The organism is Oscillospiraceae bacterium CM (assembly GCA_022870705.1).
In the GTDB taxonomy this organism is placed as follows: Bacteria; Bacillota; Clostridia; order Oscillospirales; family Oscillospiraceae; genus Sporobacter.
The window spans coordinates 432501-455880 of record CP072107.1 but is presented as its reverse complement, the minus strand read 5'-3'; the positions used below and the strand labels follow the sequence as shown (position 1 = coordinate 455880).

General features: G+C 53.3%; 19 protein-coding genes, 2 tRNA genes, 2 rRNA genes, 2 pseudogenes and 1 other annotated feature (1 of these 26 running past the window's edge). Of the genes and pseudogenes, 9 read left to right on the top strand and 16 right to left on the bottom strand.

Annotation, left to right across the window (positions count from 1 at the left end):
* Nucleotides 1-4: 4 nt before the first annotated feature.
* Nucleotides 5-1210 (top strand): HDOD domain-containing protein, encoded by a 1206-nt coding sequence (locus tag IZU99_02330; GenBank protein UOO38116.1) that lies wholly within the window; start codon nt 5-7, stop codon nt 1208-1210.
* A gap of 53 nt (nt 1211-1263) precedes the next feature.
* On the opposite strand, the gene IZU99_02325 is transcribed toward IZU99_02330, so the two are convergent.
* The gene (locus IZU99_02325) at nt 1264-1935 is read right to left on the bottom strand and encodes a carbonic anhydrase (GenBank protein ID UOO38115.1); all 672 of its coding nucleotides are present in this window, start codon (nt 1933-1935) and stop codon (nt 1264-1266) included.
* Nucleotides 1936-1973: 38 nt separating this feature from the next.
* On the opposite strand from IZU99_02325, the gene IZU99_02320 reads away from it, so the two are divergent.
* Nucleotides 1974-2525 carry a DUF1697 domain-containing protein gene (locus IZU99_02320; protein UOO38114.1) on the top strand — a complete coding sequence of 184 codons (552 nt, stop codon included), beginning with the start codon at nt 1974-1976 and terminating at the stop codon, nt 2523-2525.
* A gap of 55 nt (nt 2526-2580) precedes the next feature.
* On the opposite strand, the gene IZU99_02315 is transcribed toward IZU99_02320, so the two are convergent.
* The 9 genes and pseudogenes from IZU99_02315 to trpE all read right to left on the bottom strand — a co-directional run bounded on the left by IZU99_02315 (nt 2581) and on the right by trpE (nt 10482).
* Nucleotides 2581-3060, bottom strand: coding sequence for a GNAT family N-acetyltransferase (locus IZU99_02315; GenBank protein UOO38113.1), 480 nt, complete (start codon nt 3058-3060; stop codon nt 2581-2583).
* A 4-nt stretch (nt 3061-3064) separates the two neighbouring features.
* Nucleotides 3065-3883: pseudogene (aroF, locus tag IZU99_02310) on the bottom strand (3-deoxy-7-phosphoheptulonate synthase).
* Nucleotides 3884-3896: 13 nt separating this feature from the next.
* Nucleotides 3897-4679: a tryptophan synthase subunit alpha gene (locus IZU99_02305; protein ID UOO38112.1), complete on the bottom strand. Its 783-nt coding sequence runs from the start codon at nt 4677-4679 to the stop codon at nt 3897-3899.
* Nucleotides 4672-5853: a tryptophan synthase subunit beta gene (trpB, locus tag IZU99_02300; protein UOO38111.1), complete on the bottom strand. Its 1182-nt coding sequence runs from the start codon at nt 5851-5853 to the stop codon at nt 4672-4674. The genes IZU99_02305 and trpB overlap by 8 nt, the downstream gene beginning before the upstream one ends.
* Entirely contained in the window at nt 5854-6465 is a 612-nt protein-coding gene (locus tag IZU99_02295; protein UOO38110.1) for a phosphoribosylanthranilate isomerase, read from the bottom strand.
* A 184-nt stretch (nt 6466-6649) separates the two neighbouring features.
* A complete protein-coding gene (trpC, locus tag IZU99_02290) occupies nt 6650-7435 on the bottom strand; it encodes an indole-3-glycerol phosphate synthase TrpC (GenBank protein UOO38109.1) in 786 nt (261 codons plus the stop codon).
* Nucleotides 7432-8448 (bottom strand): anthranilate phosphoribosyltransferase, encoded by a 1017-nt coding sequence (trpD, locus tag IZU99_02285; GenBank protein ID UOO38108.1) that lies wholly within the window; start codon nt 8446-8448, stop codon nt 7432-7434. The genes trpC and trpD overlap by 4 nt, the downstream gene beginning before the upstream one ends.
* Complete coding sequence (locus IZU99_02280; GenBank protein UOO38107.1) at nt 8441-9025, bottom strand: aminodeoxychorismate/anthranilate synthase component II; 585 nt, start codon at nt 9023-9025, stop codon at nt 8441-8443. Before IZU99_02280 ends, trpD begins: the two co-directional genes overlap by 8 nt.
* Nucleotides 9025-10482, bottom strand: a complete 1458-nt coding sequence (gene trpE / locus IZU99_02275) for an anthranilate synthase component I (GenBank protein UOO38106.1) — start codon at nt 10480-10482, stop codon at nt 9025-9027. The genes IZU99_02280 and trpE overlap by 1 nt, the downstream gene beginning before the upstream one ends.
* Before the next feature lie 85 nt (nt 10483-10567).
* Nucleotides 10568-10817, bottom strand: a binding site (T-box leader).
* Nucleotides 10818-11005: 188 nt separating this feature from the next.
* Between trpE and IZU99_02270 the strand changes: the two genes are divergently transcribed.
* The 3 genes from IZU99_02270 to IZU99_02260 all read left to right on the top strand — a co-directional run bounded on the left by IZU99_02270 (nt 11006) and on the right by IZU99_02260 (nt 14835).
* Nucleotides 11006-12118: an NTP transferase domain-containing protein gene (locus IZU99_02270; GenBank protein ID UOO38105.1), complete on the top strand. Its 1113-nt coding sequence runs from the start codon at nt 11006-11008 to the stop codon at nt 12116-12118.
* 204 nt (nt 12119-12322) lie between these two features.
* Nucleotides 12323-13408 carry an XdhC family protein gene (locus tag IZU99_02265; protein UOO38104.1) on the top strand — a complete coding sequence of 362 codons (1086 nt, stop codon included), beginning with the start codon at nt 12323-12325 and terminating at the stop codon, nt 13406-13408.
* 35 nt (nt 13409-13443) lie between these two features.
* A complete protein-coding gene (locus tag IZU99_02260; GenBank protein UOO38103.1) occupies nt 13444-14835 on the top strand; it encodes an NAD(P)/FAD-dependent oxidoreductase in 1392 nt (463 codons plus the stop codon).
* A 12-nt stretch (nt 14836-14847) separates the two neighbouring features.
* Here IZU99_02260 and IZU99_02255 read toward each other — a convergent pair whose 3' ends face one another.
* Complete coding sequence (locus tag IZU99_02255; GenBank protein ID UOO38102.1) at nt 14848-16128, bottom strand: hypothetical protein; 1281 nt, start codon at nt 16126-16128, stop codon at nt 14848-14850.
* A 172-nt stretch (nt 16129-16300) separates the two neighbouring features.
* Here IZU99_02255 and IZU99_02250 point away from each other — a divergent pair, with 172 nt between their 5' ends.
* Nucleotides 16301-17203 carry a ribonuclease Z gene (locus IZU99_02250; GenBank protein UOO38101.1) on the top strand — a complete coding sequence of 301 codons (903 nt, stop codon included), beginning with the start codon at nt 16301-16303 and terminating at the stop codon, nt 17201-17203.
* A 25-nt stretch (nt 17204-17228) separates the two neighbouring features.
* Nucleotides 17229-17741 carry an ECF transporter S component gene (locus IZU99_02245; protein UOO38100.1) on the top strand — a complete coding sequence of 171 codons (513 nt, stop codon included), beginning with the start codon at nt 17229-17231 and terminating at the stop codon, nt 17739-17741.
* Between the two features lie 113 nt (nt 17742-17854).
* Here IZU99_02245 and IZU99_02240 read toward each other — a convergent pair whose 3' ends face one another.
* Nucleotides 17855-18934 (bottom strand): DUF1646 family protein, encoded by a 1080-nt coding sequence (locus IZU99_02240; protein ID UOO38099.1) that lies wholly within the window; start codon nt 18932-18934, stop codon nt 17855-17857.
* Nucleotides 18935-19414: 480 nt separating this feature from the next.
* Between IZU99_02240 and IZU99_02235 the strand changes: the two genes are divergently transcribed.
* The gene (locus IZU99_02235) at nt 19415-19729 is read left to right on the top strand and encodes a hypothetical protein (GenBank protein ID UOO38098.1); all 315 of its coding nucleotides are present in this window, start codon (nt 19415-19417) and stop codon (nt 19727-19729) included.
* A gap of 205 nt (nt 19730-19934) precedes the next feature.
* Nucleotides 19935-21629: pseudogene (gene amt, locus IZU99_02230) on the top strand (ammonium transporter).
* A gap of 158 nt (nt 21630-21787) precedes the next feature.
* Here the strand turns inward: amt and rrf are convergent.
* The 4 genes from rrf to IZU99_02210 form a co-directional block, all read right to left on the bottom strand.
* A 5S ribosomal RNA gene (gene rrf / locus IZU99_02225) occupies nt 21788-21904 on the bottom strand.
* Nucleotides 21905-21971: 67 nt separating this feature from the next.
* Nucleotides 21972-22043: transfer RNA gene (locus tag IZU99_02220), tRNA-Glu, on the bottom strand.
* 52 nt (nt 22044-22095) lie between these two features.
* Nucleotides 22096-22168, bottom strand: a tRNA-Lys gene (locus tag IZU99_02215).
* A gap of 96 nt (nt 22169-22264) precedes the next feature.
* Nucleotides 22265-23380 (bottom strand): 23S ribosomal RNA (locus IZU99_02210); it runs 1733 nt beyond the window's last position.

Below are 23380 nucleotides of genomic sequence, written 5' to 3'. Positions count from 1 at the left end.
TAAAATGAGTATTTTTATTGCGCGGCAGCCGATCTTCGACCGGCAGCTAAACGTTTACGGGTATGAACTGCTTTTCCGGCAAAACAACAACAATTATTTCATCGAGATGGATGACGACATTGCCACTGCCGAACTGATTTACAATTCTTTTCTCGTTTTCGGTATAGACAGTCTGACAGACGGCGCCAAGGCTTTTATCAATTTTTCAAAAGGCCTTGTGGATAGCGACTTTATTGAACTGCTGCCGAAGGATAGAATTGTCGTTGAAGTTTTAGAGCGCAATAAGGCAACGCAAGCTACAAAAGACGCCTGTCAGCGCTTTAAGCAGCTTGGCTATGCGCTGGCGCTCGATGATTTTTCGCTTGATGAGGACAACATACCGCTTCTCGATCTGGTCAATATCCTGAAAGTCGAGTTCCCGTCCCTCAGCCTGTCGGCGCAGGCTGCGCTGATTCAGAAATATCGCGGCAAGGTTCTGTTTCTGGCTGAAAAAATCGAGACACGCGAAGAATATCAGGAAGCCGTCAGCCTTGGTTACGATTTGTTCCAGGGGTATTTTTTCAGCAAGCCCGCCATGCTGAAATCAAAAGATATCAAAACTATCAACGTGAATCTTTTCCGGATTATGGAAGAGCTTAATGACAGCGAGCCGAACTATCACAAGATTTCTGAAATCATCCAGACGGATCTCGGCCTTTCATACAAACTGCTGCGTCTCGTCAACTCCGCATATATCGCCCCGAGGCACCGCGTCAAGACGATTGCGCAGGCGCTAAATTATATGGGCACGCGGGAATTGTATCAATGGATTTCCCTCATGATGCTCAAGGACATGCAGGATAACGAAAACGCTGAGCTTGTCAAAGATTCTCTCATCCGCGGAAAGATGATGTCTCTCTTGGCGTGTGAGCTCCACCTTAGCCACTTGGCTCCGGAATATTTTTTTACGGGCCTGTTCTCCCAGATCGATGTCGTCCTCAACCGGGATTTGTCGGACATTCTCCTTGGGCTGCCACTGACAGACCTCGTCAAAAAGACGCTGCTCGGCGAAAAAAACGACATACGCGGCCTTCTAGACTGCATCATCTGTATCGAAAAAGCCGATTGGGCCGGTCTTGACAATCTGCCATTTATGAAAGCCGTCAATCCAATGCGTTTCATGACCTATTATGTCGACGCCATGAAGTGGGCTGGCAACCTAAATGCATGAGGGCAAAAACAGCCGGTCGGGCAAACCGGCCGGCTGTTTCAGCAAAGACGCTCTCAGTTTTCGAAGAAGGTTACAACGCCGCTTGAAATGGCGTACTTCGCACCGGCGACCGTGACGCGGCCTTCCTTCATCAGCTCTGCAATCACAGGATTCCTTTTGATCTCCGCAACAGTTGTGCGGACATTTTCATCCTCGCACGCCCCGTATACATCGGCACTGCTGCGCACCTTTTCAAGGGACGGTTTGATTTTGTCGGCAATGGCTTTGATGCAGCCGTGCATCTCGCCGCCGTCGACCGTTGCTTTAACGGCGCCGCATTTTTCATGCCCGAGCACGACAATGACCGGGACGTTTAAATGCTCCGCGCCATATTCGATGCTGCCAAGCCCAATGTCATCGACGACATTGCCGGCCGTTCTAATGATAAAAATATCACCGAGCCCCTGATCGAACAGGATTTCCGGTGCAACACGCGAATCACTGCAACAGACGATGACGGCAAACGGGTGCTGCCCGTTTTCGGTTAGATCCCGGCGTTTTGCCGCGCCCAGCTCTTTATCGCTCTGTTTGCCGGACACAAACCGCCCGTTGCCTGCTTTCAGTTTTTCAATGGCTTCCGCTGCTGTCATGATCATTCTCCGTTCAAAGTTGATGTCATTTACTATACCAGCAGCGGCATGCAAATTCAATCCCGGGCGGCATTTAGCAATCATCTCCTTCGACATGTCGCTTTTAAATAATATCGCGAAAGAGGCGGCCATATATGGCAGAAAAATACTGTATTTTTCTGCGCGGTGTGAACACCGGCGGGAAAAAAATGATTATGAGCGACCTGAAAAAAGCCTTTACAGACCTGGGCTTTTACGATGCACAGACGATTCTTGCCACCGGCAATGTCGTCTTGTCGGCTGATGCGCATCAGGCAGCGTCGCTCAAAGCGCTTTCTGAAAAAACGCTCGGCACATTTTTCATGAATGCCGGCACCGTTTTCGTCCGTTCGGAAAAGGCCCTTCAAGCGGTTCTGAACGCCTCGACATCAATTGCCGTGCCAGAGCATTGTCATATATACTGGCTCTTCTGCGATGACAGCGAGACGGTTTCCGAGCTCATTGGCCTTTTTAGCACCCTTCCGCATGAGCCGGGCGAAGCGTTTGTCCCGGCGGAAGACGGCGCTTTTTGGGTTGTTCCCATCGGCAAAACCCTTGATAGCGCCTTTGGTTCAAAAGCCCTTGGGCATAAAAAATACAAAGATAAGCTGACGTCCCGAAATATGAACACCATTATAAAAATCCTGTCGGCCATGGACAAGGGCTGACACTGAGGGCTAGACATGAATCAGCTGGGCGCGTATCGATCTCGATACGCGCCCTTTACATCTGTCCGGTTCTGTCCGCCATGAGCTTTTTTTCCAGATACACAAGCCGATACCCGGCATCGAGCATCTCGCTTTCTTGAAAGCGTCTATACCCCATGCGCTCATACAGCCGGATATTACCAATGCTTTTGCTGCTCGTAAACAGCTCATAGCGCCCTTTCGGGCATACTGTTTCGATTGCTGTCAGCAGGCGGGCGCCGAGGCCGCGCCTGCGGTATGCCGGGTGGACAAAAAGCCGCCCGACATAACACGTCTCACCGTCGCAGCGCCCGCGGACCGAGCCAATAATCGCCCCGTCAGGGGCAACGGCCTTTAGAATCACAAACTGCGGGAACGCCTCCTCCAGCGCGTCAAGCGTTTCCAGAAGCGGGTCGATTGAATAATCACACAGCATCTCCGCCTGGCTCTGATACGCCAAATGCTGAACCTCTATCAGGTGCGCGAGATCCTCAAAACCGGCTTTTTCGATGTTCATATCGTCACATCGCCGTCCTTTTCCCCTCAAAAGCCGCTCGTCTTAAAATATCGGCGCACAGGTCACGGAATTGCTCGAGGTCTAAGGACTGCGCGCCGTCTGAAAGCGCATGAGCCGGGTCATTGTGCGTTTCGATCATCAGCCCGTCGGCACCGGCGGCAACGGCGGCCTTTGACAGCGCGGGCACAAGGCTCCGGATTCCCGCTGCATGGCTCGGGTCGATGATAACGGGCAGGTGCGATTTTTGTTTGAGGAGCGGCACGGCAGAGATGTCCAGTGTGTTGCGCGTCATCGTCTCAAACGTGCGGATACCTCGCTCACAGAGTATGACGCTGGAATTCCCTTCCGCCATGATATACTCGGCGCTCATGAGGAATTCTTCAATCGTACTGGACAGGCCGCGTTTTAAAACAATGGGCTTTTGACAGCGCCCGACCTCTTTTAAGAGATCAAAGTTCTGCATATTGCGCGCGCCGATTTGGATGACGTCGATGTCCTCAAAAAGCGGCAGCTGCGTCTGATTCATGATTTCAGTGACAATCGGCAGGCCCGTTAAGCGCTTGGCGGCGAGGAGATACGCGAGGCCCTTTTCCTGTAACCCCTGAAAGGCATACGGCGACGTGCGCGGCTTGAACGCCCCGCCGCGCAAAAGCGTCGCCCCGCTCTCTTTGGCTGATTGCGCGACCTTTAAAATCTGCTCTTCACTTTCAACAGAGCAGGGCCCGGCGATGACATGAAACGTCCCCTCGCCAAGCGTCACGCCGCCGACTGTGATATGCGTGTCGTCCGGGTGAACCGCGCGGCTGGCTGCCTTGTATAATTCAGCGTCGTCCATGTTAGTCCTCATTTCCCACAAGCGCCGATTTCATCCGGCGGACATAGTCGCGCACCGGCTCTTCGGCCTGCTCGCCATACTGCGCGACGATTTTGACGATGGCACTGCCGACAATGACGCCGTCGGACAATTTGGAGATTTCACGCGCCTGCTCCGGCGTCGAGATACCGAAGCCGACGGCGCAGGGGATATCGTTTGCTTTTTTAACGGCGCCGATCATGGCGCCCAGATCGGTGACAATTTCCTGCCGCACGCCCGTCACGCCGAGGGATGAGACGACATAGACAAAGCCCTCCGCCTCCCGCGCGATCATTGCGATGCGGTCGTCCGACGTCGGCGCAATCAGTGAAATGAGCGCCACACCGTATGTCTGACACATTGGCCCGATCTCGCCTTTTTCTTCAAAGGGCAAATCGGGGACGATGACGGCGTCAATGCCGGTGTCCCGGCAGTTTTGTAGAAACCGCTTTGTGCCGTAGGCAAAAATCGGGTTGATGTACGTCATAAAAGCCAGCGGGACGGCTGTTTTCGCCCGGATGCGCCTGACGACGTCAAATATTTTGTCCGTCGTCGTCCCGGACGACAGCGCCCGCTCGTCCGCCGCCTGAATGACAGGGCCCTCTGCAATGGGGTCGGAAAATGGCATGCCAAGCTCAATAAGGTCGGCCCCCGCCGCCGCCATGGCTAAAACAAGGCGCTCCGTCGTCTCCAGATTGGGGTCGCCCGCCGTGATAAACGGTATAAACGCCTTTTTGTTTTTAAAAACGTCACCGAGCCTACTCATGGATGTTTACCCCCCTATACCGCGCAATCGCCGCCACGTCCTTGTCACCGCGCCCGGAGAGATTGATGACGAGAAGCTGATTTTTTCTCATCGTGGGTGCGAGTCGTCTGGCATATGCCACGGCATGCGCGCTCTCAACAGCGGGGATGATCCCCTCAAGCCGCGAGAGGTATTCGAAGGCGTCAACCGCCTCATCGTCTGTCACAGGGACGTATTCAGCCCGGCCGAGGTCATGGAGAAAGGCGTGCTCCGGCCCGATGCCGGGGTAATCCAGCCCCGCGGAAATCGAATAGACGGGTGCAATCTGTCCATATTCGTCCTGGCAGAAATAGCTCTTCATGCCGTGAAAAATGCCCATCGTGCCGGTGGCAATCGTGGCGGCCGTCTCCTTTGTCTCGGCGCCGCGCCCGGCTGCTTCGCAGCCGATGAGGCGGATGGACGCCTCACCGATAAAATCGTAAAACAGCCCCATGGCATTTGACCCGCCGCCGACGCAGGCAAGAAGCGCGTCAGGCAGTCTTCCCTCCAGCGCCAGCATCTGCGTACGGACCTCACGGCCGATCACGCTTTGGAAATCACGCACAATCGTCGGGAAAGGGTGCGGCCCCATCACGGAGCCGAGGACGTAATGGGTGTCGGCAATGCGCGCCGTCCATTCGCGCATCGTCTCATTCACGGCGTCCTTGAGCGTCTCGGTCCCGCTCGTCACTGGGTGGACGCGCGCGCCCAACAGCTCCATGCGGTAGACGTTGAGGGCCTGCCGCTCGGTGTCCTCCCGGCCCATATAGATGTCGCAGTCCATATCCATCAGGGCCGCCGCCGTCGCCGTGGCAACGCCATGCTGCCCCGCGCCGGTTTCAGCGATGACGCGCGTTTTTCCCATCTTTTTGGCCAGCAGCACCTGCCCAAGGACGTTATTGATTTTATGCGAACCCGTGTGGTTAAGATCCTCGCGTTTTAAATAGATTTTCGCCCCGCCGAGGTCGCGCGTCATGCGTTCGGCAAAGTACAAAAGCGACGGCCTGCCCGCGTAATTTTTTAAAAGCGCGTCCAGCTCCGCGTTAAACGCGGCGTCGTTTTTATATGTGTCATAGGCCTTTTCAAGCTCGATGAGGGCATTCATCAGCGTCTCCGGCACATATTGCCCGCCGTGAACTCCAAAGCGTCCCTTCATTCAGCATTCCTCCCTGATGATTCTGATTATATCGCGTATTTTCACGTCGTCCTTTACGCCGTTCGTCTCAACGCCGCTGCTGAGGTCGAGACAATAAGGGTGCGATGCGGCGGCCTTTTTGATATTATCGGCGTTCAGCCCACCCGCAAGGAAAAACGGTTTTTGAAGCGGCGGAATCAGCGATATGTCAAAACGCTCGCCGGTGCCGCCGTAAACGTTTTCACGATACGCGTCCAGCAGCAAAAAATCGCACGGCAGCGCCTCGGCTTTTTGGATCTGCTCACGGCTTTGCACACGGAGCGCCTTGACGACCGGCACATTTATTTTTTCCTTTAAGTTTAACATATAATCGGCACCCTCGTCACCGTGCAGCTGGACGGCGTCAATCACGCCGTCATGACACAGCGTGACGATATCGTCAAGCCCGGCGTTGACGAAAACACCGACGGCCTTGATATCAGCAGTAAGCTGCCTTTTCAGGGCTGCGGCCTGTGTTGGCGTCACCCTTCTTTTGCTCTCGGCGAAGACAAAGCCGATATAGTCCGGCCTATAGCGATTGACGGCGTCAATATCCTCCGGCCGCGTCAACCCGCATATTTTTATTTTTGTCATATCACTTTGACCTCTCTGCCGGCTGCAACGGGCGCCCAATGGGCGTCCCTACATATTCTTAGCGTCATGCATGCCTATCGGTGGCTTTCGTAGGGACGGCCATTGGCCGTCCGCTTCGTTAGGGACACCGCCTCCAGCGTCCTGCCGTTTTTCCGGGTCTGTATTGAAGCTGACCCAGACCGTGTTATGCCAGGCACCCTTGCCGCAGTTGCTCTAGCATCACTTTTTTATCGGCGCTTTTCATCAGCGTCTCCCCGATTAAAACGGCATTGACTCCCGCTTTGTGCAGCGCGGCGATATCATCCGCCGTTTGAATTCCGCTTTCGGCGACGAACAGGACGCCGTCTGGTACGAGCGGCCGGAGCCGGATGCTGTTTTGAATGTCGACCTCAAACGTCTTCAGGTCGCGGTTATTGACGCCGATGATCCGAGCACCCGCATTATAGGCCGTTTTCACTTCCGTCTCATCGTGCGCCTCCACAAGCGCGGAGAGACCAAGGCTGTCGCATATCCCGATAAATCTTTTGATCGTCTCGCCGTCCAAGAGCGCGCAGATGAGTAAAACCGCATTGGCGCGGATGAGCTTAGACTCGTAAAGCTGGTAGTCATCAAGGATAAAGTCCTTCCGGAGTATCGGCAGCTTGATGTCCATACTCACCTCGGTCAGGTATCTGTTGCTGCCCAGAAAAAACGCCGGTTCGGTCAGGACGGAAACGGCGTCCGCCCCTGCCTGTTCGTAGGCCTCAGCAAGCTCAAGATACGGAAAATCCTCAACAATCAGCCCCTTTGACGGCGACGCATGCTTGAGCTCGCAGATAAAGGCAAGATCGGTTTTTTTCAATGCATCTTCAAAAGGGAACCCGCCAATCGGCAGGGCCGCGGCGCGCGCCTTCATCTCTTCCAAAGACATCTGTTTTTTTTGCATCGCCACACGCTGGCGTGTCGACGCGGCGATTTTGTCAAGGATCATGAACCCACCTCGTTCGTCGCTGCGATAAAATCTTGCATTTTTTGCAGCGCTTTTCCGTTGTCAATCAGCTCCGAGGCCAAGAGAATGCCGTCTTCGAGCGAAGCACTTTGGCCACCCACATATAACGCCGCCGCCGCGTTGAGCAGGAGAATATCCCGCTTTGGGCCTTTTTCACCGGCGAGCAGCCTTCTGGCAATGTCCGCATTCTCCGCCGGGCCGCCGCCGACGAGCTTTTCCCTGTCGCATAATTGAAGACCATAGTCGTGCGGGTCAAGCGTGAACATTTTAATTTCCCCGTCTAGAAGCGCACAGACCGTCGTCGTCGCGGAAAGCGATATCTCGTCAAGCCCGTCATCACCGTGGACGACGAAGGCGCGGTTAACGCCTACGTTTGCCAAAACCTCGGCAAGCGGCCGGACGAGGCGCATGTCGTAGACGCCCAAAAGCATCAGCTTTGCCATAGCAGGGTTTGACAGGGGGCCCAGAATATTAAAAATGGTTCGCACCCCGATCTCTTTTCGCACGGGGGCTGCGTATTTCATCGACGCATGGTGGTTCGGTGCGAACATAAAGCACATGTTCGTCTTTTCAAGGACGCGCGCACTCTCCTCCGCCGTCAGATTAATCTTTGCTCCCAGCGCCTCTAGGCAGTCGGCGGCACCGCATTGGCTCGACACGCTGCGGTTGCCGTGCTTGGCGACCGGGATGCCCGCCGCCGCGGCGATAAACGCTGTCACAGTTGAAATATTGAACGTGTTGGACGCATCACCACCGGTGCCGACGATGTCGAGCACCGTACCGTCGCACGGCAGTTTCGTGCATTTTTCGCGCATGACGGCGGCGCACGCCGTAATTTCCTCGACCGTCTCGCCTTTCATGCGCAGGGCGGTCAAAAAGGCTGCAATCTGGGCATTTGTCGCTTCGCCGCGCATGATTTCATCCATGGCCTCTTTTGCGGTATCAAAAGGCAGATCTCCGCCCTCAACGGCTGTTTTAATTGCTTCTTTAATCATGTGTCCTGCCTCCGATCGTCAAAAAATTTCGTATGATGATATCGCCCTGCGGTGTCAGAACCGACTCCGGATGAAACTGGAGCCCGAAGACGGGATTTTCCCGATGCGCCACAGCCATCACTTCGCCCGTCTCATCCTCGGCAATGATGTCGAGCGCTTCGGGCACCGTCTCGCGCCGCGCGGCGAGGGAGTGATAGCGCGCGGCGTCAATCGCCTCCGAGAGCCCATAAAAAATGGGGTTTTTGTTATTGATTAATATCCGGCTTTTTTTGCCGTGCATCAGCTTTTTTGCATGCGTTACCATCGCGCCGTATACTTCGCAGATGGCCTGATGGCCGAGGCAGACGCCGAGGATGGGAATCGTTTTGCCAAGCGCTTTGACGACCTCCTCGCAGACACCGGCATCCTTCGGATAGCCCGGCCCCGGCGAAAGAATAATGTGTGACGGGTGAAGCTGCCGAATATCCTCAACCGTTAACGCATCGTTGCGGACAACGCGGATATCGGGGTTCAGGCTTCCGATCAGCTGGACGAGGTTGTATGTGAAGCTGTCGTAATTATCGATCATCAGTATCATCAGTCTGTCACCTCCCCGGCGTTTATGATGGCGTTCATCACGGCCTTTGCTTTGTTGCCGGATTCCTCGTATTCCCGCTCGGGGACGCTGTCGGCAACGATCCCGCCGCCTGCCTGGACAGACACGCGCCCGTCTTTTTTGACGGCCATGCGGATAGCGATGCAGGTGTCCATATTGCCGGTAAAGTCGATGTAGCCTAACGCGCCGCCGTAAATCCCGCGCGGGGAATTCTCCAGCTCCTCAATGATCTCACAGGCACGGATTTTCGGCGCGCCCGACAGCGTCCCGGCGGGTAAAATGGCTTCGATGGCGTTGAGGGCGTCGCAGTCATCTCGGATATCGCTTTCCACGCGGGAGGTGATGTGCATGATTTTTGAATACCGGTGAATCATCATATAGTCCATCACGCGGACGGAGGAAATTTTCGAAATGCGCCCGAGGTCATTTCGCGCGAGGTCAACAAGCATGTTGTGCTCGGAGAGCTCTTTTTCATCCGCTAAAAGCTCCTCCTCCAAGGCTTTATCCTCCGCATCCGTCGCGCCACGTGGTCGCGAGCCCGCCACGGGGAAGGTGGAAAGCCGCCCGTTATAAAGCCGTACCAGCGTCTCCGGTGACGCGCTCATGATCTCCAGGTCGTCGAAATGCATGAACACCATATAGGGCGATGGATTCGTCGTCCGCAAAACGCGGTAGGCGTTTAAGAGGCTCCCCTCAAATGGTGTTTCAAACCGGCGGGAGAGGACAGCTTGAAAGATATCGCCGTCGACGATGTATTTCTTCGTCTTTTCCACAATTGCGCAGTAGTCTTCCTGCGTCATGTTGCAGGTAAAAGATGGGGCTGCTGCCTTTCCCTCTTCTGTGCATAGCGGCGCTTCAGTGACGAGGCGAGCCATCGCTTCAAGCTCTGCCACTGCGCGGCCGTAGTTTTCCATCAGGCGGTCTGTTGTAATGTTGACAATCAGGATAATTTTCTGCCTTAAATGGTCGTAGGCAATCACCTTGTCAAACAGCATGAGGTCAAAATCATAACCGTCGCCCTTTTGGAGCTTCAAAACAGGCTCGGCATAGCCGATCATCGCGTACGCAAAGTAGCCGACGAAGCCCCCTGTAAACGGCGGCAGATCGTCAAGCCGCGGCGCGTGATACCGCGACAAAAGCTCCCGCAGGACGTTGAGCGGCTGATCGGTTCGAACCGTCTTCGTTTCGCTGCCCTCAATGGTCACAGTCCCGTCCTTGCATGTTGCGCGTAGAATGGGGTCGTATCCTAAAAAGGAGTATCTGGCCCATTTTTCCCCGCCTTCAACGCTCTCTAAAAGATAATAGCGGCGCGATTTGGCGGCAAGCTTCCGCAGGAGCAGAATCGGCGTAGTCACGTCGGCGTAAATTTCCCGGCTTACCGGAATGGTGTTATACGTTTTGGATAGCGCCTCGATCTTCTCACAACTTGGTTTAATCATGGTAATCACCTGTTTCATTGATGGATGAAAACGCCTTTCCGACAAAATAAAAAGCGGCCCCGGACAAACAAAAAGCCTCTGTCCCCCATGGGACAAAAGCTCAAGCTTCTGCGGTACCACCCAAATTGATGAAATAATTCATCCGCTCATCTTGCATACCATCATATGCACCCCACTGATAACGGACAGGGTTCCCGTCGGCGTCTACTCCCGTTAACCGGTTTCAAGCCACCCTCGCAAGCCCATTCGAAAAAATCTGTGATGCCGCATTCACACCATCTGGCGGCTCTCTGAAACACGCGACTTTTTGTACTCTTCTTGCTCATCGGTTTCGATTATACAGTTATTATAGTTTATGATATGGCATCTGCTCATAAAAGTCAACAGTATTTTGTGAAGACTTTGATTCATTCAGCATGCAACGTTTGTCGTTACGCCGATTTAGGCCGCTCATAGCACGTCATAAAGTCTGTTTTCAAAAACAAAAGGTTATGATACACTGTCTGTGACTGGAGGCGATACGATGAAAATCGGACTGATTATTCTGGCGGCGGGGAATTCCGAGCGCATGGGCGTTTTGAAGCCGCTGTTGCCCATCGGGGGCGAGAGCGCCGTTTTGCGCTGTGTCGCGCTGGGCCGCCATCAAAAAATTCACAGCATTTCCGTCGTGACGGGCTATCGCCGCGAGGCGGTGGAAGCAGCGCTTCTCAAGTGCCGCGCCAAAAACGTCCGCCATATTTATAATGCCAAATTTGAGGATGGGATGTTTTCCTCCGTCAAAGCCGGTATTCGCTCCCTCCCGTCAGACCTTGACGGCTTTTTTCTGCTGCCGGCGGACACCTGCGCTGTCACGGAAAAAACGATTGAAAAGCTTATTACCGCTTTTATTCTTGGAAACGGTGAAAGCGTCGTTTATCCGGCGTATGACGGTCATCGCGGCCACCCGCCGCTGATTCCGTACGCCCTTGCCGCCGATATTATGGGTTATGCCGGGGCGGATGGCCTGCGAGCTTGTTTGGCGCACTATCCCGCCGAAGAGGTTGACACGGACGACAGGGGCGTCCTTCTCGATATGGATACGCCGCAGGATTACGCCGCGCTGCTGCGCCATCTCGGCCTGCCGACGTACCCGGATGATACCGCCTGTGCGCAGCTTCTTCAAAAATATGAAACACCGGATCATATCATTGCGCACGGCAGGCAGGTGGAGGCCGTCGCGCTGAACATCGCCCGTCAACTCAAGCCAAAAGGCGTTGCGCTGGACGCTGGCCTTCTGTCCGCCGCCTGCCGCCTGCACGATATGGTGCGCCTGCAGCCGGCGCATGAAGATGCCGCCGCCGCACTCCTATTGCAGGAGGGGTACCCGAATGCTGCCACGGTGGTAATGGCGCATATGGACCTCCCGGACGCGTATAGCGGCGTCCCCAACGAGGCTGCCGTCCTGTTTCTATCGGACAAGCTGTGCCGGAATAGCGTCGTCGCGCCGCTTGAAAAAACGCTTGAAGACGTGCGGAAGCGGTATACCGAAGACCCTGCCGCCCTAGCCCGCGCCGAAAAGCGCCTGAAAACGGCGATGGACATCCGCGACAGTCTCAAAGTGCGATATGGCATCGTTCTGGATGCCTTGTATTCGTGATACACATCGTTTCACTTTTTCATTCTGAGCGCCCCTGTCATTCTGAGCGCAGCGAAGAATCTTTTCTGCATGTAGCCAGATTTTTTATTCGCTTCGCTTCCTCAGAAGGACTGTGTGAGGACACAGCCGTTCTAAAAAATGCATCGGGCGGATATGATATGGCGGCAGCTTGTTCTGCCAAACTTGTCGTCCGGGGGCTATTTTATGAAGCAGATTGCCGCAGCGGCGCTGGACGCGCTCCGCTTCAACAAACCGTGCGCCCTTGCCCTCACGATAGAGAGCACCGGCTCCACGCCACGAAAAGCCGGGGCAGCCATGCTCGTCAGAAACGATCTGTCCATCGTCGGGACAATCGGCGGCGGCGTTCTGGAGGCCGCCGTCATGCGTGATGCCGCGCGGGTTATAGAGAACCGGCGCGCCGCCGTCACCGAATACGCGCTGTCAGAAAACGGCGTCGACGCCCTTGGGGCCGTCTGCGGCGGACGCGCAAGGATTTTGATCAATTATCTGGACAGTACTGATCCGGAAAATGCAGTATATTTTGAAGCGCTCCTCAATGCCGCGTGTTCCGCACCGCTGTCGCGCATCGTGGCAGTGATCCCCAATTCAGGGCATCTCGCGCGGCGCAATCTATGCCTCATCTTGCCGGATGGCGGTATCGTCGGCGGTGATTTTTTGGGTCAAAATGCGCGCGCCGCGCTGGGGCGCGCGACAAACGGCGACGCTATCACACTTGTCGGTGCGGCGGTTTTCCTTTTCCCCGTCGCCTCAAACGGCGCGGCATTTATTTTCGGCGGCGGCCACTGCGGTCAGAGTCTTGCGCCTCTCTTACACACCGTCGGCTTTTCGGTCACAGTTATAGACGACAGGGTAGACTTCGCCAATCGTTCCCGTTTCCCTGAGGCCGATGAAATCATTGTACCGCCGTCGATGGATGCGCCGTTTACGACGCGCGCTTTCGGGCTGAACAGCTATATCATCATCGTCACGCGCGGTCATCAGCACGATAAGCTTGTCCTGCGCGAGGCCCTCAAAACACAAGCCGGGTATATCGGTATGATCGGTAGCAGCAAAAAGCGCGAGGCGGTTTACCGCCATTTGCTTGATGACGGGTATACGCAAGAGGACCTGGATCGCGTCTCGTCACCCATTGGCCTTGATATCGGGGCTGAAACGCCGGCGGAAATTGCGGTGAGTATCGCTGCTGAGATGATCCGCCGCCGCGCTGTTATGCGGCAAAACACATCAGGAACACCGGGCGTCTTCACTTTTTCTCATTCACGCCGATAAATAAATCGTATCATACAAATGAGCTGAGGTGGCATATGGAAAACGATAAAATCTGGGACGTTGCGGTCATCGGCTGCGGCATCGCCGGGATTTACGCCGGTTACGAGCTCGCGCGTCTTCACCCGGGCCTGAACGTCCTCCTGCTGGAGCAAGGCACGGATATCGATCACAGGAGCTGCCCCATGATCGCCAAAAAAGTGCCCGACTGCCTTTCGTGCCCCTCCTGCGCTATCATGCGCGGCTTTGGCGGTGCCGGGGCATATTCAGATGGCAAATACAACTTTACAACGGCGTTCGGCGGCTGGCTGAGAGATTATATGCCGGATGACGACATTATGGCACTCATCAATTACGTCGACGACGTCAACGTTCGCTTCGGTGCCACAACTGTCGTTTATTCAACACAGAGCGACGAGGCCTTAAAGCTGGAGAAGAAGGCGCTTGAAAATGACCTGCACCTCTTGCAGGCTAAAGTCAAGCATCTGGGGACGGAGAACAATCTCAAAATCCTTAAAAACATTTATAACGATATGAAAGACCATGTGACGTTTCAGTTCAACACGGTTGTAACGTCGATCACGCCGGTTTCGGATGGCTATACGCTTGAAACGTCCGGCGGTCGTGTTCAATGCCGCTGCCTCATCGCCGCACCCGGCCGGTCGGGCGCGGAATGGTTTACCGAGCAATGCCGCCGGTTGGGGCTGGACATGCTGAATAATCAGGTCGATATCGGCGTGCGCGTCGAGCTCCCCGCCAAGGTCTTTGAGCATATAACAGACGTTGTGTATGAATCCAAGCTCGTCTACAGAACGAAACAGTACGGCGATACGGTGCGCACCTTCTGCATGAACCCGCGCGGCCACGTCGTTGCCGAAAATGTGGATGGGCTCATCACCGTCAACGGCCACAGCTATGCCGACCCCGCGCTGCAGAGCACCAACACGAATTTTGCGCTTTTAGTCTCCAACCGGTTTACAGAGCCGTTTAAAGAGCCGCACCGGTATGGCAAGCATATCGCCTCGCTGTCCAACATGCTTGGCGGCGGGGTTCTCGTCCAGCGCTTCGGCGATCTGTTAAAAGGAACACGCACAAACGCACACCGTCTGTCTAAAAGCTTCGTCCGGCCGACACTTCAGGCAACGCCCGGCGACCTCAGCCTCGTCCTGCCGAAGCGCCATCTCGATAATATCATTGAAATGATCGGGGCGCTCGATAAAATCGCCCCCGGCACGGCTAATTACGATACGCTGCTCTACGGCGTCGAGGTGAAGTTTTACAGCGCGCGCCCGCAGCTGACATCCTTTTTCGAAACAAAGCTTCCGAATTTTTACGCCGTCGGCGATGGGGCCGGTATCACGCGCGGGCTTGCTCAGGCGGCGGCCAGCGGCGTTCGCGCCGCGCGGGCCGTTCTTGATAAAATGAAATAGCCTCTCATACGGTTATTTTTCAGCTGTCATTGCCGCCTGCGCTGCGCCCAAAATGGCCGCGTTTTCACGGGTGAAAACCGAAATCGGATACCCGCCGAGACAATTTTCTTTTAAAGCGGTCTCAAATTTCTGCCGGAATGAAAACAGCTTCAAAAAAGTCGACCCCTCTGCAATCACAACAGCAGGGCGATCGGCAATCTCCTCCGCGCGGGTCTGTTCCAGAACGGCGGCGACGGCAGCAGCGGCAAGTTTAGCAGCTCGGCTGACACATGCGTCGGCCACTGCCCTGATAAACGCTTTATCGTTGTCGTCCAGGAATTTGCCATTGGGCAGACCGCCGCCTTTTTCAAGAAGAGCGCTGAGTTCGGGTGTCGTCAGCTGCGCCGTCTTTTGAATCGAAAAGACAGCCGTCTTTGATAACAGCCCCTCCTCGGCGGCTTTTTTAAGGGCGAACAAAACGAGCGGCCCAAGATAACGCCCGCCCGTCAGCTTTTCCAAAACATGCGCCGTTGGCTCGTCGGTCGTTTGGAGAAACGCTCTGTCGATTGATCCCAAAGGCAGCTTGTCAAAGCCGCCCGCCTCGGTGTTGATTACCATAGATGCGGAGCGGCAAGTGCCCGGAAGTTTTTGAATCCGTTCCGCTGTCTCCACATAACTGATATTGATGCCAGTGCCGAGCACAAGCGCGGCAGTCGGTGCTTGACAGGTCTCTGGCAGACAAGTCAGTCCACCTAAGTAAACTGCTGTCGCATCATTAAGCACGACGAATTTTTTTGGCGTGGTGAAACCGACGAGGCGGAGCTGATCGGATAGCGCCCGCCCAATTGAGAGACCTTCACCACCGCTGACCTTTATTTCCTTGCTAAAAGAAATCAGCCTCCCGTCCCGATTTGGCGCAATTGCCACGGCATGCGAAAAAGAAATACCGACGCGGCTGCTTTGCCTGATAAACGGCAGAAGCCTTTCCGCCAATTGTGCGAAAAACGTCTCAATCGTCATCTCTTTCATGTGGCCCGGGACAGGCGATACGTCCGACGCGATGATTTCAATCGTACCGCCGATGACTTGAGTCAGTGCTATTTTTAGCGCTGTGCCGCCTACGTCGACGGCGAGTGCCGTTTCGCCTTCCGTCAGGTCTCCGCCGGGTGATAAGAACGATGGGAGCATTTTTAATGACGACGGCAGCCCGAACAAGCCCGCCGCCAAGTCGTCGGAAAAAGCGGCTTTGAAAGCGCGCCGCGAGATGTTATCCGGATGGATGCCGTATTGGTACAAAAAATCGTCCGTTTTCATCGATCACACCACCTTGCAATTTCCTTCTTACTGTAACACGCTGGATTTCCCAATGCAAAGGACAATTGGATTGACGTGGCGGGGCCGGGCGTATAAAATCAGTATAATTTCACGATGCTACAATTCAATCGGAAGTACCGATTGAGATAGTTCGAAGAACGGAGGCGATAGAATGCTGGACGTTTGCTTGCCCGGGACCGGCGGTATGATCCCGCTGCCCGAGCGCTTTTTAAGCTGCTGCTGGATAGAATCTCAGGGAAAAGCGCTGCTTATTGACTGCGGCGAGGGGACGCAGGTCGCGCTGAAGAAAGCGGGCTGCAAGCTCTCTCGTCTTGATTTTCTTTTGCTCACGCACTTTCATGCCGACCATATCGCCGGTCTGCCCGGCCTTTTATTAACGCTCGGCAACAATGGCAAAACGTCACCGCTGACGGTTATCGGCCCAAAGGGGCTGCGCGCCGTCTATACCGCCTTAACTGTTATTGCCGGCGCCCTCCCCTATCCGGTTGAGCTGATTGAGCTCCAAAACGGTGTGTTGGGGTATCTTGAGGATGATGCGCGTACCATTTCATACCTCCCCCTGTCACACGGCATCCCCTGCTTTGGTTACCGCCTTTCCCTCAAGCGCAAGCCTGTCTTTAACCCTCAAAAGGCCGAGCGGCTTGGCATCCCAAAAAAGCTGTACAAAGCGCTCCACAGCGGCAGCCCCGTTTGCCTTGACGACGGGCGGCGTATCGAGCCGGACATGGTGCTTGACGGTGCACGCGCCCCTATCTCGGTCTGCTATATGACGGATACTGTTCCGACGGAGGCCATGGCCGATTTTGCCCGTGAGGCCGATCTGCTCATCTGTGAGGGCATGTACGGTGACGATGCGATGCACGACAAAATGGCAGAAAAAGGGCATATGCTTATTTCCGATGCTGCCAAACTGGCAAAAAAAGCACAGGTGAAGTCGCTTTGGCTCACGCACTACAGCCCCGCCGTCAAAGATCCCGCACCTGGTTTGCCGGGCGCGCAGCTCATTTTCCCAAATACCGCGCTGGGCTATGACGGTATAAAAACGACGCTTTGACAAAATTAAGCGAAAGAGGAACATTATGAGTAATAACGTCAGAAGAATCACATATACGGCGGTTGCCGCAGCAATTGTCTTTACAGTGACGCGTCTTGTTGTCATACCGATTGGAACAAGCGGCGGCTATGTCAACTTAGGCGATATCACCATTTATATTTCCGCGTACCTGCTCGGCGGTCCAATTGCGGCTGTGGCTGCGGCAATCGGCAGCGCCCTGTCCGATCTGACGACCCCATGGGCATTTTACGCACCGGCAACCTTTGTCATCAAAGGCCTCATGGGCCTTGCGGCCGGTGCAATACTCAAAAGGAGCAGAGGGTTTGCGATGTTCGCCTTGTCGTCTTTTCTGGGCGGTGCAATTATGATTACCGGCTATGCGCTGTTCGATACTATTACAGTAGGCTGGGCAACAGCTCTGGCTAATGCAATACCTTTTAATCTATTCCAGTGGGGCGGGTGCGTTATCGTCGCGCTTGTGTTATACCCTTTCCTCATCCGAATTCTGAAAGTCACGCATTTTGATGAGCTACGCTAAACTGCCACACTTGATAAACACGTGCGACGGTATCCTTCAAGCACTCTAACGCGCAAAAAACCCCATACGGAAAGCCGTATGGGGTCCTTTTGTGCGCCGGTTGCAACACCGGGTTAAACAATGAAAAAGATGATGACGAAGAAAACTGCCATGACGGTAAGGCCGACCGGCGCGCCGATGCGTGCCCATTCACGGCTTGTGATTTTGAGCTTCCCTGCTGAAATAATGTTCGGGATGTTGCCAGGAATCAGCATGCCCCCGCTGACGAGAAGGCCCATTAAAATGGCGCTGAGCTGTTCGGCGGTCATTTTGGTACTGACTTCTGCAGCCGCGAGGGTGGCGTTGTCCAGGACGGCGGACAGCATGTTGAGCCAATATAAAACGGTATTGTTCAGGTGAATCACATATGTATCAATCAGCGGTTTAAAGCCGGTTCCGAGAAGCTCAAGAGCAAAGACAAAGAAGAAGATTTTAACCGCCCTGATAACTGCGCCCTTAACGGTGTCCGGTTCGTTGAACTCCTCCGTCAGCTCGAGGTCGACGCCTTTAGCAGGCCCGTATCCGGATCGGTCAATCGTATCAATCTGATCCTGGCATTTACAGCGATCGACATATATGAATCCGGCGATGCCAAACACGAGGATGCCGGGCAGCACATAAACGCCGATCAAATCGAATAGATAAAAGAAATCAGCATTAAGCCTTGACAAGACAACAGTTGCCAGAGGTTCGCCGACTGGTGTCAAAACGGCACCAAGACCGATCGAAAAGCAAGCGAGGACGTTTAAAAATACTTTTTCCTGTCTCTTCATGGGTATGGCGTTGAGAATTTCAACAAGCAACAGCGCAGCGATAATCGCCGTAATAACGCTTGACACAATGCCAAGAAAAATAATGATGATCATCATAAACACTTTGACGGGCATATGCTTGAGAACAGTGCCAATCAAGGCCGATACTTTATCTTTAAAGACGATGAAGAGGATACCGAAGACGAGGACGGCACCCGTGATGAAATAAAGAAAAGCGTTCCCCAGGATTTCAGCGAATAAGTGCGGCGAAATGGTTTTTGAAACGATCACGGCGGCAAGCCCCATGATAAACAGGAATAACTCCAGATTATGCTCAACGATTCTGACGACAAAAGGCAGAACCAGCACAAGTGCCAGAATAATCAGCAGGCCAACAATCATAATAACTCCCCCTGAGTTTTAATAATATAGTATACTAATAAAAACTTATTTGCCCATATGCGAGGACATATAAAAAAACAAGAAGTCCCATAAGGACTCCTCTCCGTAAGCAGCACTTGAGACGGACAGGTGCGGACATCGTTGCCCAGCTCTGCATGCTTCTATCATCTGAATCTCATTATAGCAGGCTTGCAACCTATCGTCAATAAAATTTCATCGCTTTTTTGCAGGAAATTCACTGTATCATTCAAATTAACCGATTTTGTTTTTATGCAAGGTGACAAATTCTTGATATTATGAAATTTACTATTGACCATCTTTCATTTTGGTGCTATATTGAATAACAACAGAAGATGTTAACCGATTTTTGTGGCAAAGACGCCGGATCAACGCTGATCCTGCGTCTTATTTTTTTAATTATTACCGATGCATCGCCTCTAATTTGACTGCAGACGGAGCTTCGGAAGAAGGGAGATATTAATGAAACAGTTTGGTAAATCAGCTGAAACTGATCCCGTTCTTAAAACCGCTCTTGTGATTGCACTTTATTCAGGTGCAGCGTTGATAACAGGCTCTGGTGCACTCTTTGGTGTGTATAGCGTCATGCGGGATATCCGGTTTGGTATTATGAACATTACCATTCCCGGTATTGTTATAGCGATGCTAATGCTTTTCTTCGGCATCCGCTCCTTTTTTTCAATTCGCAAGTTATCCCGGGTTCTCCTGCAAAAAACCACGCAACTTTCTATGGGTAAAACAAAGACCGCTCGCCTCATTCATGAAGGCAGGCAGTGACCAGCCAATTAAAGTTCGTCCGGCTCATTAATTATCTTGCCGCCGGTTGAGCCACCGGTATATCAGTGATATAACAAGGAAGTTATTTATTGGCTTCAAAAGGCAACGGCGCCAGTCCATACTAAATTGTGGATTTGCGCCGTTTTCTTTTGAGATGCGATAAGTAATATTCTTTGAGTATATAATTTAAGAAAGAGGGGTTATTATGGATACTAAAGTAGTCGTCGATACCATGTGGGTCCTAATCACAGCATTTCTTGTCTTCTTCATGAATCTGGGCTTTGCCGCAGTGGAAAGCGGTTTTGCCCGCCAGAAAAACGTTGTCAACATCCTTTCAAAAAACTTCATCGTCTTCGCAGTTTCTTCACTGGGCTTTTTGCTCTTAGGATGGGGTCTCATGTTTGGAGACGGCAATGGCTTCATTGGAACGCACGGCCTGTTCTTTGTCTCAGGCGCCGATACATCGCCGCTCACCGGTGATGCATATCAGGGTGTTTATTCATCAATCGCCTGGACCGGAATCCCCCTGTGGGCGAAATTCTTTTTCCAGCTTGTTTTCTGCGGCACTGCTGCCACCATCGTTTCCGGGGCTGTTGCCGAACGTATTAAGTACATTTCCTTTATTCTTTTCTCCTTTATTTTAACTCTCATTATCTATCCTATCGTTGGCCATTGGATCTGGGGTGGTGGCTTCCTTTACACCCTTGGCATGTGGGATTTCGCCGGCGGTACTGTTGTACACTCCGTAGGTGGCTGGGCGGCGCTCGCGGGCGTTCTTGTCCTCGGCCCCCGTATCGGTAAATACACGAAAGATGGAAAGATTAATCCAATCCCAGGCCATAACATGAGTCTGGCTACCATCGGTGCGATTGTGCTTTGGCTTGGCTGGTTCGGCTTCAATCCCGGCTCCACAATGGCTGCCGATCCCAATGCTATATCTCACATTGTTGTGACAACAAATACCGCTGGTATTATGGCGATTTTGACAGCAACGGCAACAGCCTGGATCATCATCGGGAAACCTGACCTTGGCATGTCTATCAACGGCCTGCTTGCTGGCCTTGTGGCAATTACACCGGCCTGTGCCTTTGTCAGCGTGTCCAGTTCGTTGATCATCGGTGCAATTTCTGGTATACTTGTGGTGCTGTCCGTTATCTTCTTTGATCGTAAAAAAATTGACGATCCTGTTGGTGCGCTTTCTGTCCATCTCGTTCATGGTGTCCTTGGGACGCTGTTTGTGGGCTTGTTTGCTGAAGACGGCATTGCGGGGCTTGCTACCGGAAACGGTCTGTTCTTTGGCGGTGGAACGACACTTCTCGTCGCTCAGGCGATCGGCGTTGTCGCAGTCGGCGGATTTGTCTTCGTCTCTTCCTTGCTTGTCTGGCTGCTTATCAAGGTTACAATCGGTGTACGTGTCAGCGTGAAAGAGGAAATTGAAGGCCTCGATATTGGCGAGCACGGCAATCAGGGCTATCCTGAGTTTTTGACACACAGAACCTCGCACATCACCCTTGTTGAGACAAGTGGATCAAAGAAATAACAGAAAGGAGTCATCACTGTGAAACATATCAAAGCAGTTATCCGGACCGAAAAGCTCACCGATGTTCGTCAGGCACTTGAAAACTCAGGTTGCTATCACGGCGCGATGATTACTGATATCATGGGTCAAGGAAATCAGAAGGGTATCGTTCAGGCTTGGCGCGGCGAAAAATATAAGGTGGATCTTATTCCTAAAGTCACCATTGATCTGATCGTGAAGGATGAAGACTTGCCGTCTGTTAAGAAGGTAATAATTGAAAGCGCCAGAACAGGCGAAATAGGCGACGGTAAGATATTCATTTACAACGTCGAAGAAGTCATCCGAATCAGAACCGGTGAGGAAGGTAATACAGCAATCTGACGCTTCCTCAATATTACTTAACTTGCAACGCCCTCTCAATATAGGTAGAAGCCCCCTGCCGTGCGGCAGGGGCTTCTTCTATCTGTTCATGTTTAATAACGAAAAAGGCGGGTTTTAAAGACATAAAAAAGACGATCTCATTCGAGATCGTCTTTTTGTGTTGGCATCTACCTATTTTCCCGGGCCGTCGCCGGCCAAGTATTGTCGGCACGAGTGAGCTTAACTGCCGTGTTCGGAATGGGAACGGGTGGACCCTCACCGTCATCAACACCAACTATGTAATCGGGCTAAACCGAATACTACAACAATATGACGCCCATGTCAAGGGCTTTTAAGGGGAAATGACCCGTAGGAGAATCGAACTCCTGTTTGCGGCGTGAGAGGCCGCCGTCTTGACCGCTTGACCAACGGGCCTTGCGAGGGTTTGTTTTACCCGCTGGAGTGTATCACACCCCAACGGGGTTAATACACCTTCAGGGACTCGAACCCTGGACACCCTGATTAAGAGTCAGGTGCTCTACCAACTGAGCTAAAGGTGCATACTTGCAATTGGTTCGCACCGCGCGTCTGCACCTTCAAAACCGAACAATGAATTTGTTTGTGACGTTCCCACAAGGCTTGTTTGCCTGCATTTCCAGGTCAAGCCCTCGGGTTATTAGTATCGGTCAGCTAAACACGTTACCGTGCGTACACCTCCGACCTATCAACGATGTAGTCTACATCGACCCTTACTCCATAAAGGATGGGAGAACTTATCTTAGGGAGAGTTTCACACTTAGATGCTTTCAGCGTTTATCTCGTCCATACTTAGCTACCCAGCTATGCCGTTGGCACGACAACTGGTGCACCAGAGGTATGTCCATCCCGGTCCTCTCGTACTAAGGACAGCTCCCTTCAATTCTCCTTCGCCCGCAACAGATAGGGACCGAACTGTCTCACGACGTTCTGAACCCAGCTCGCGTGCCGCTTTAATTGGCGAACAGCCAAACCCTTGGGACCGAATACAGCCCCAGGATGCGACGAGCCGACATCGAGGTGCCAAACCTCCCCGTCGCTGTGGACGCTTGGGGGAGATCAGCCTGTTATCCCCAGGGTAGCTTTTATCCGTTGAGCGACGGCATTTCCACGCACATACCGCCGGATCACTAACTCCAACTTTCGTTACTGCTCGACCCGTCGGTCTCGCAGTTAGGCTCGTTTTTGCGTTTACACTCACTGCACGATTTCCGTCCGTGCTGAACGAACCTTTGAGCGCCTCCGTTACCTTTTGGGAGGCGACCGCCCCAGTCAAACTGCCCACCTAACAGTGTCCCCCGACCAGATTCATGGCCGCAGGTTAGAAACCCAGCAATACAAGGGTGGTATTCCAACGTCGCCTCCACCGGGCCTGACGGTCCGGCTTCTTAGGCTCCCACCTATCCTATACATGCATTGCCAAGCTCCAGTATTAAGCTACAGTAAAGCTCCATGGGGTCTTTCCGTCTAGTTGCGGGTAACTGGCATCTTCACCAGTACTACAATTTCGCCGGGCGGGCTGTCGAGACAGTGCCCAAATCGTTACGCCATTCGTGCGGGTCAGAACTTACCTGACAAGGAATTTCGCTACCTTAGGACCGTTATAGTTACGGCCGCCGTTTACCGGGGCTTCAATTCAATGCTTCGGATTGCTCCTAACATCTCCTCTTAACCTTCCGGCACCGGGCAGGCGTCAGCCCCTATACGTCATCTTTCGATTTAGCAGAGACCTGTGT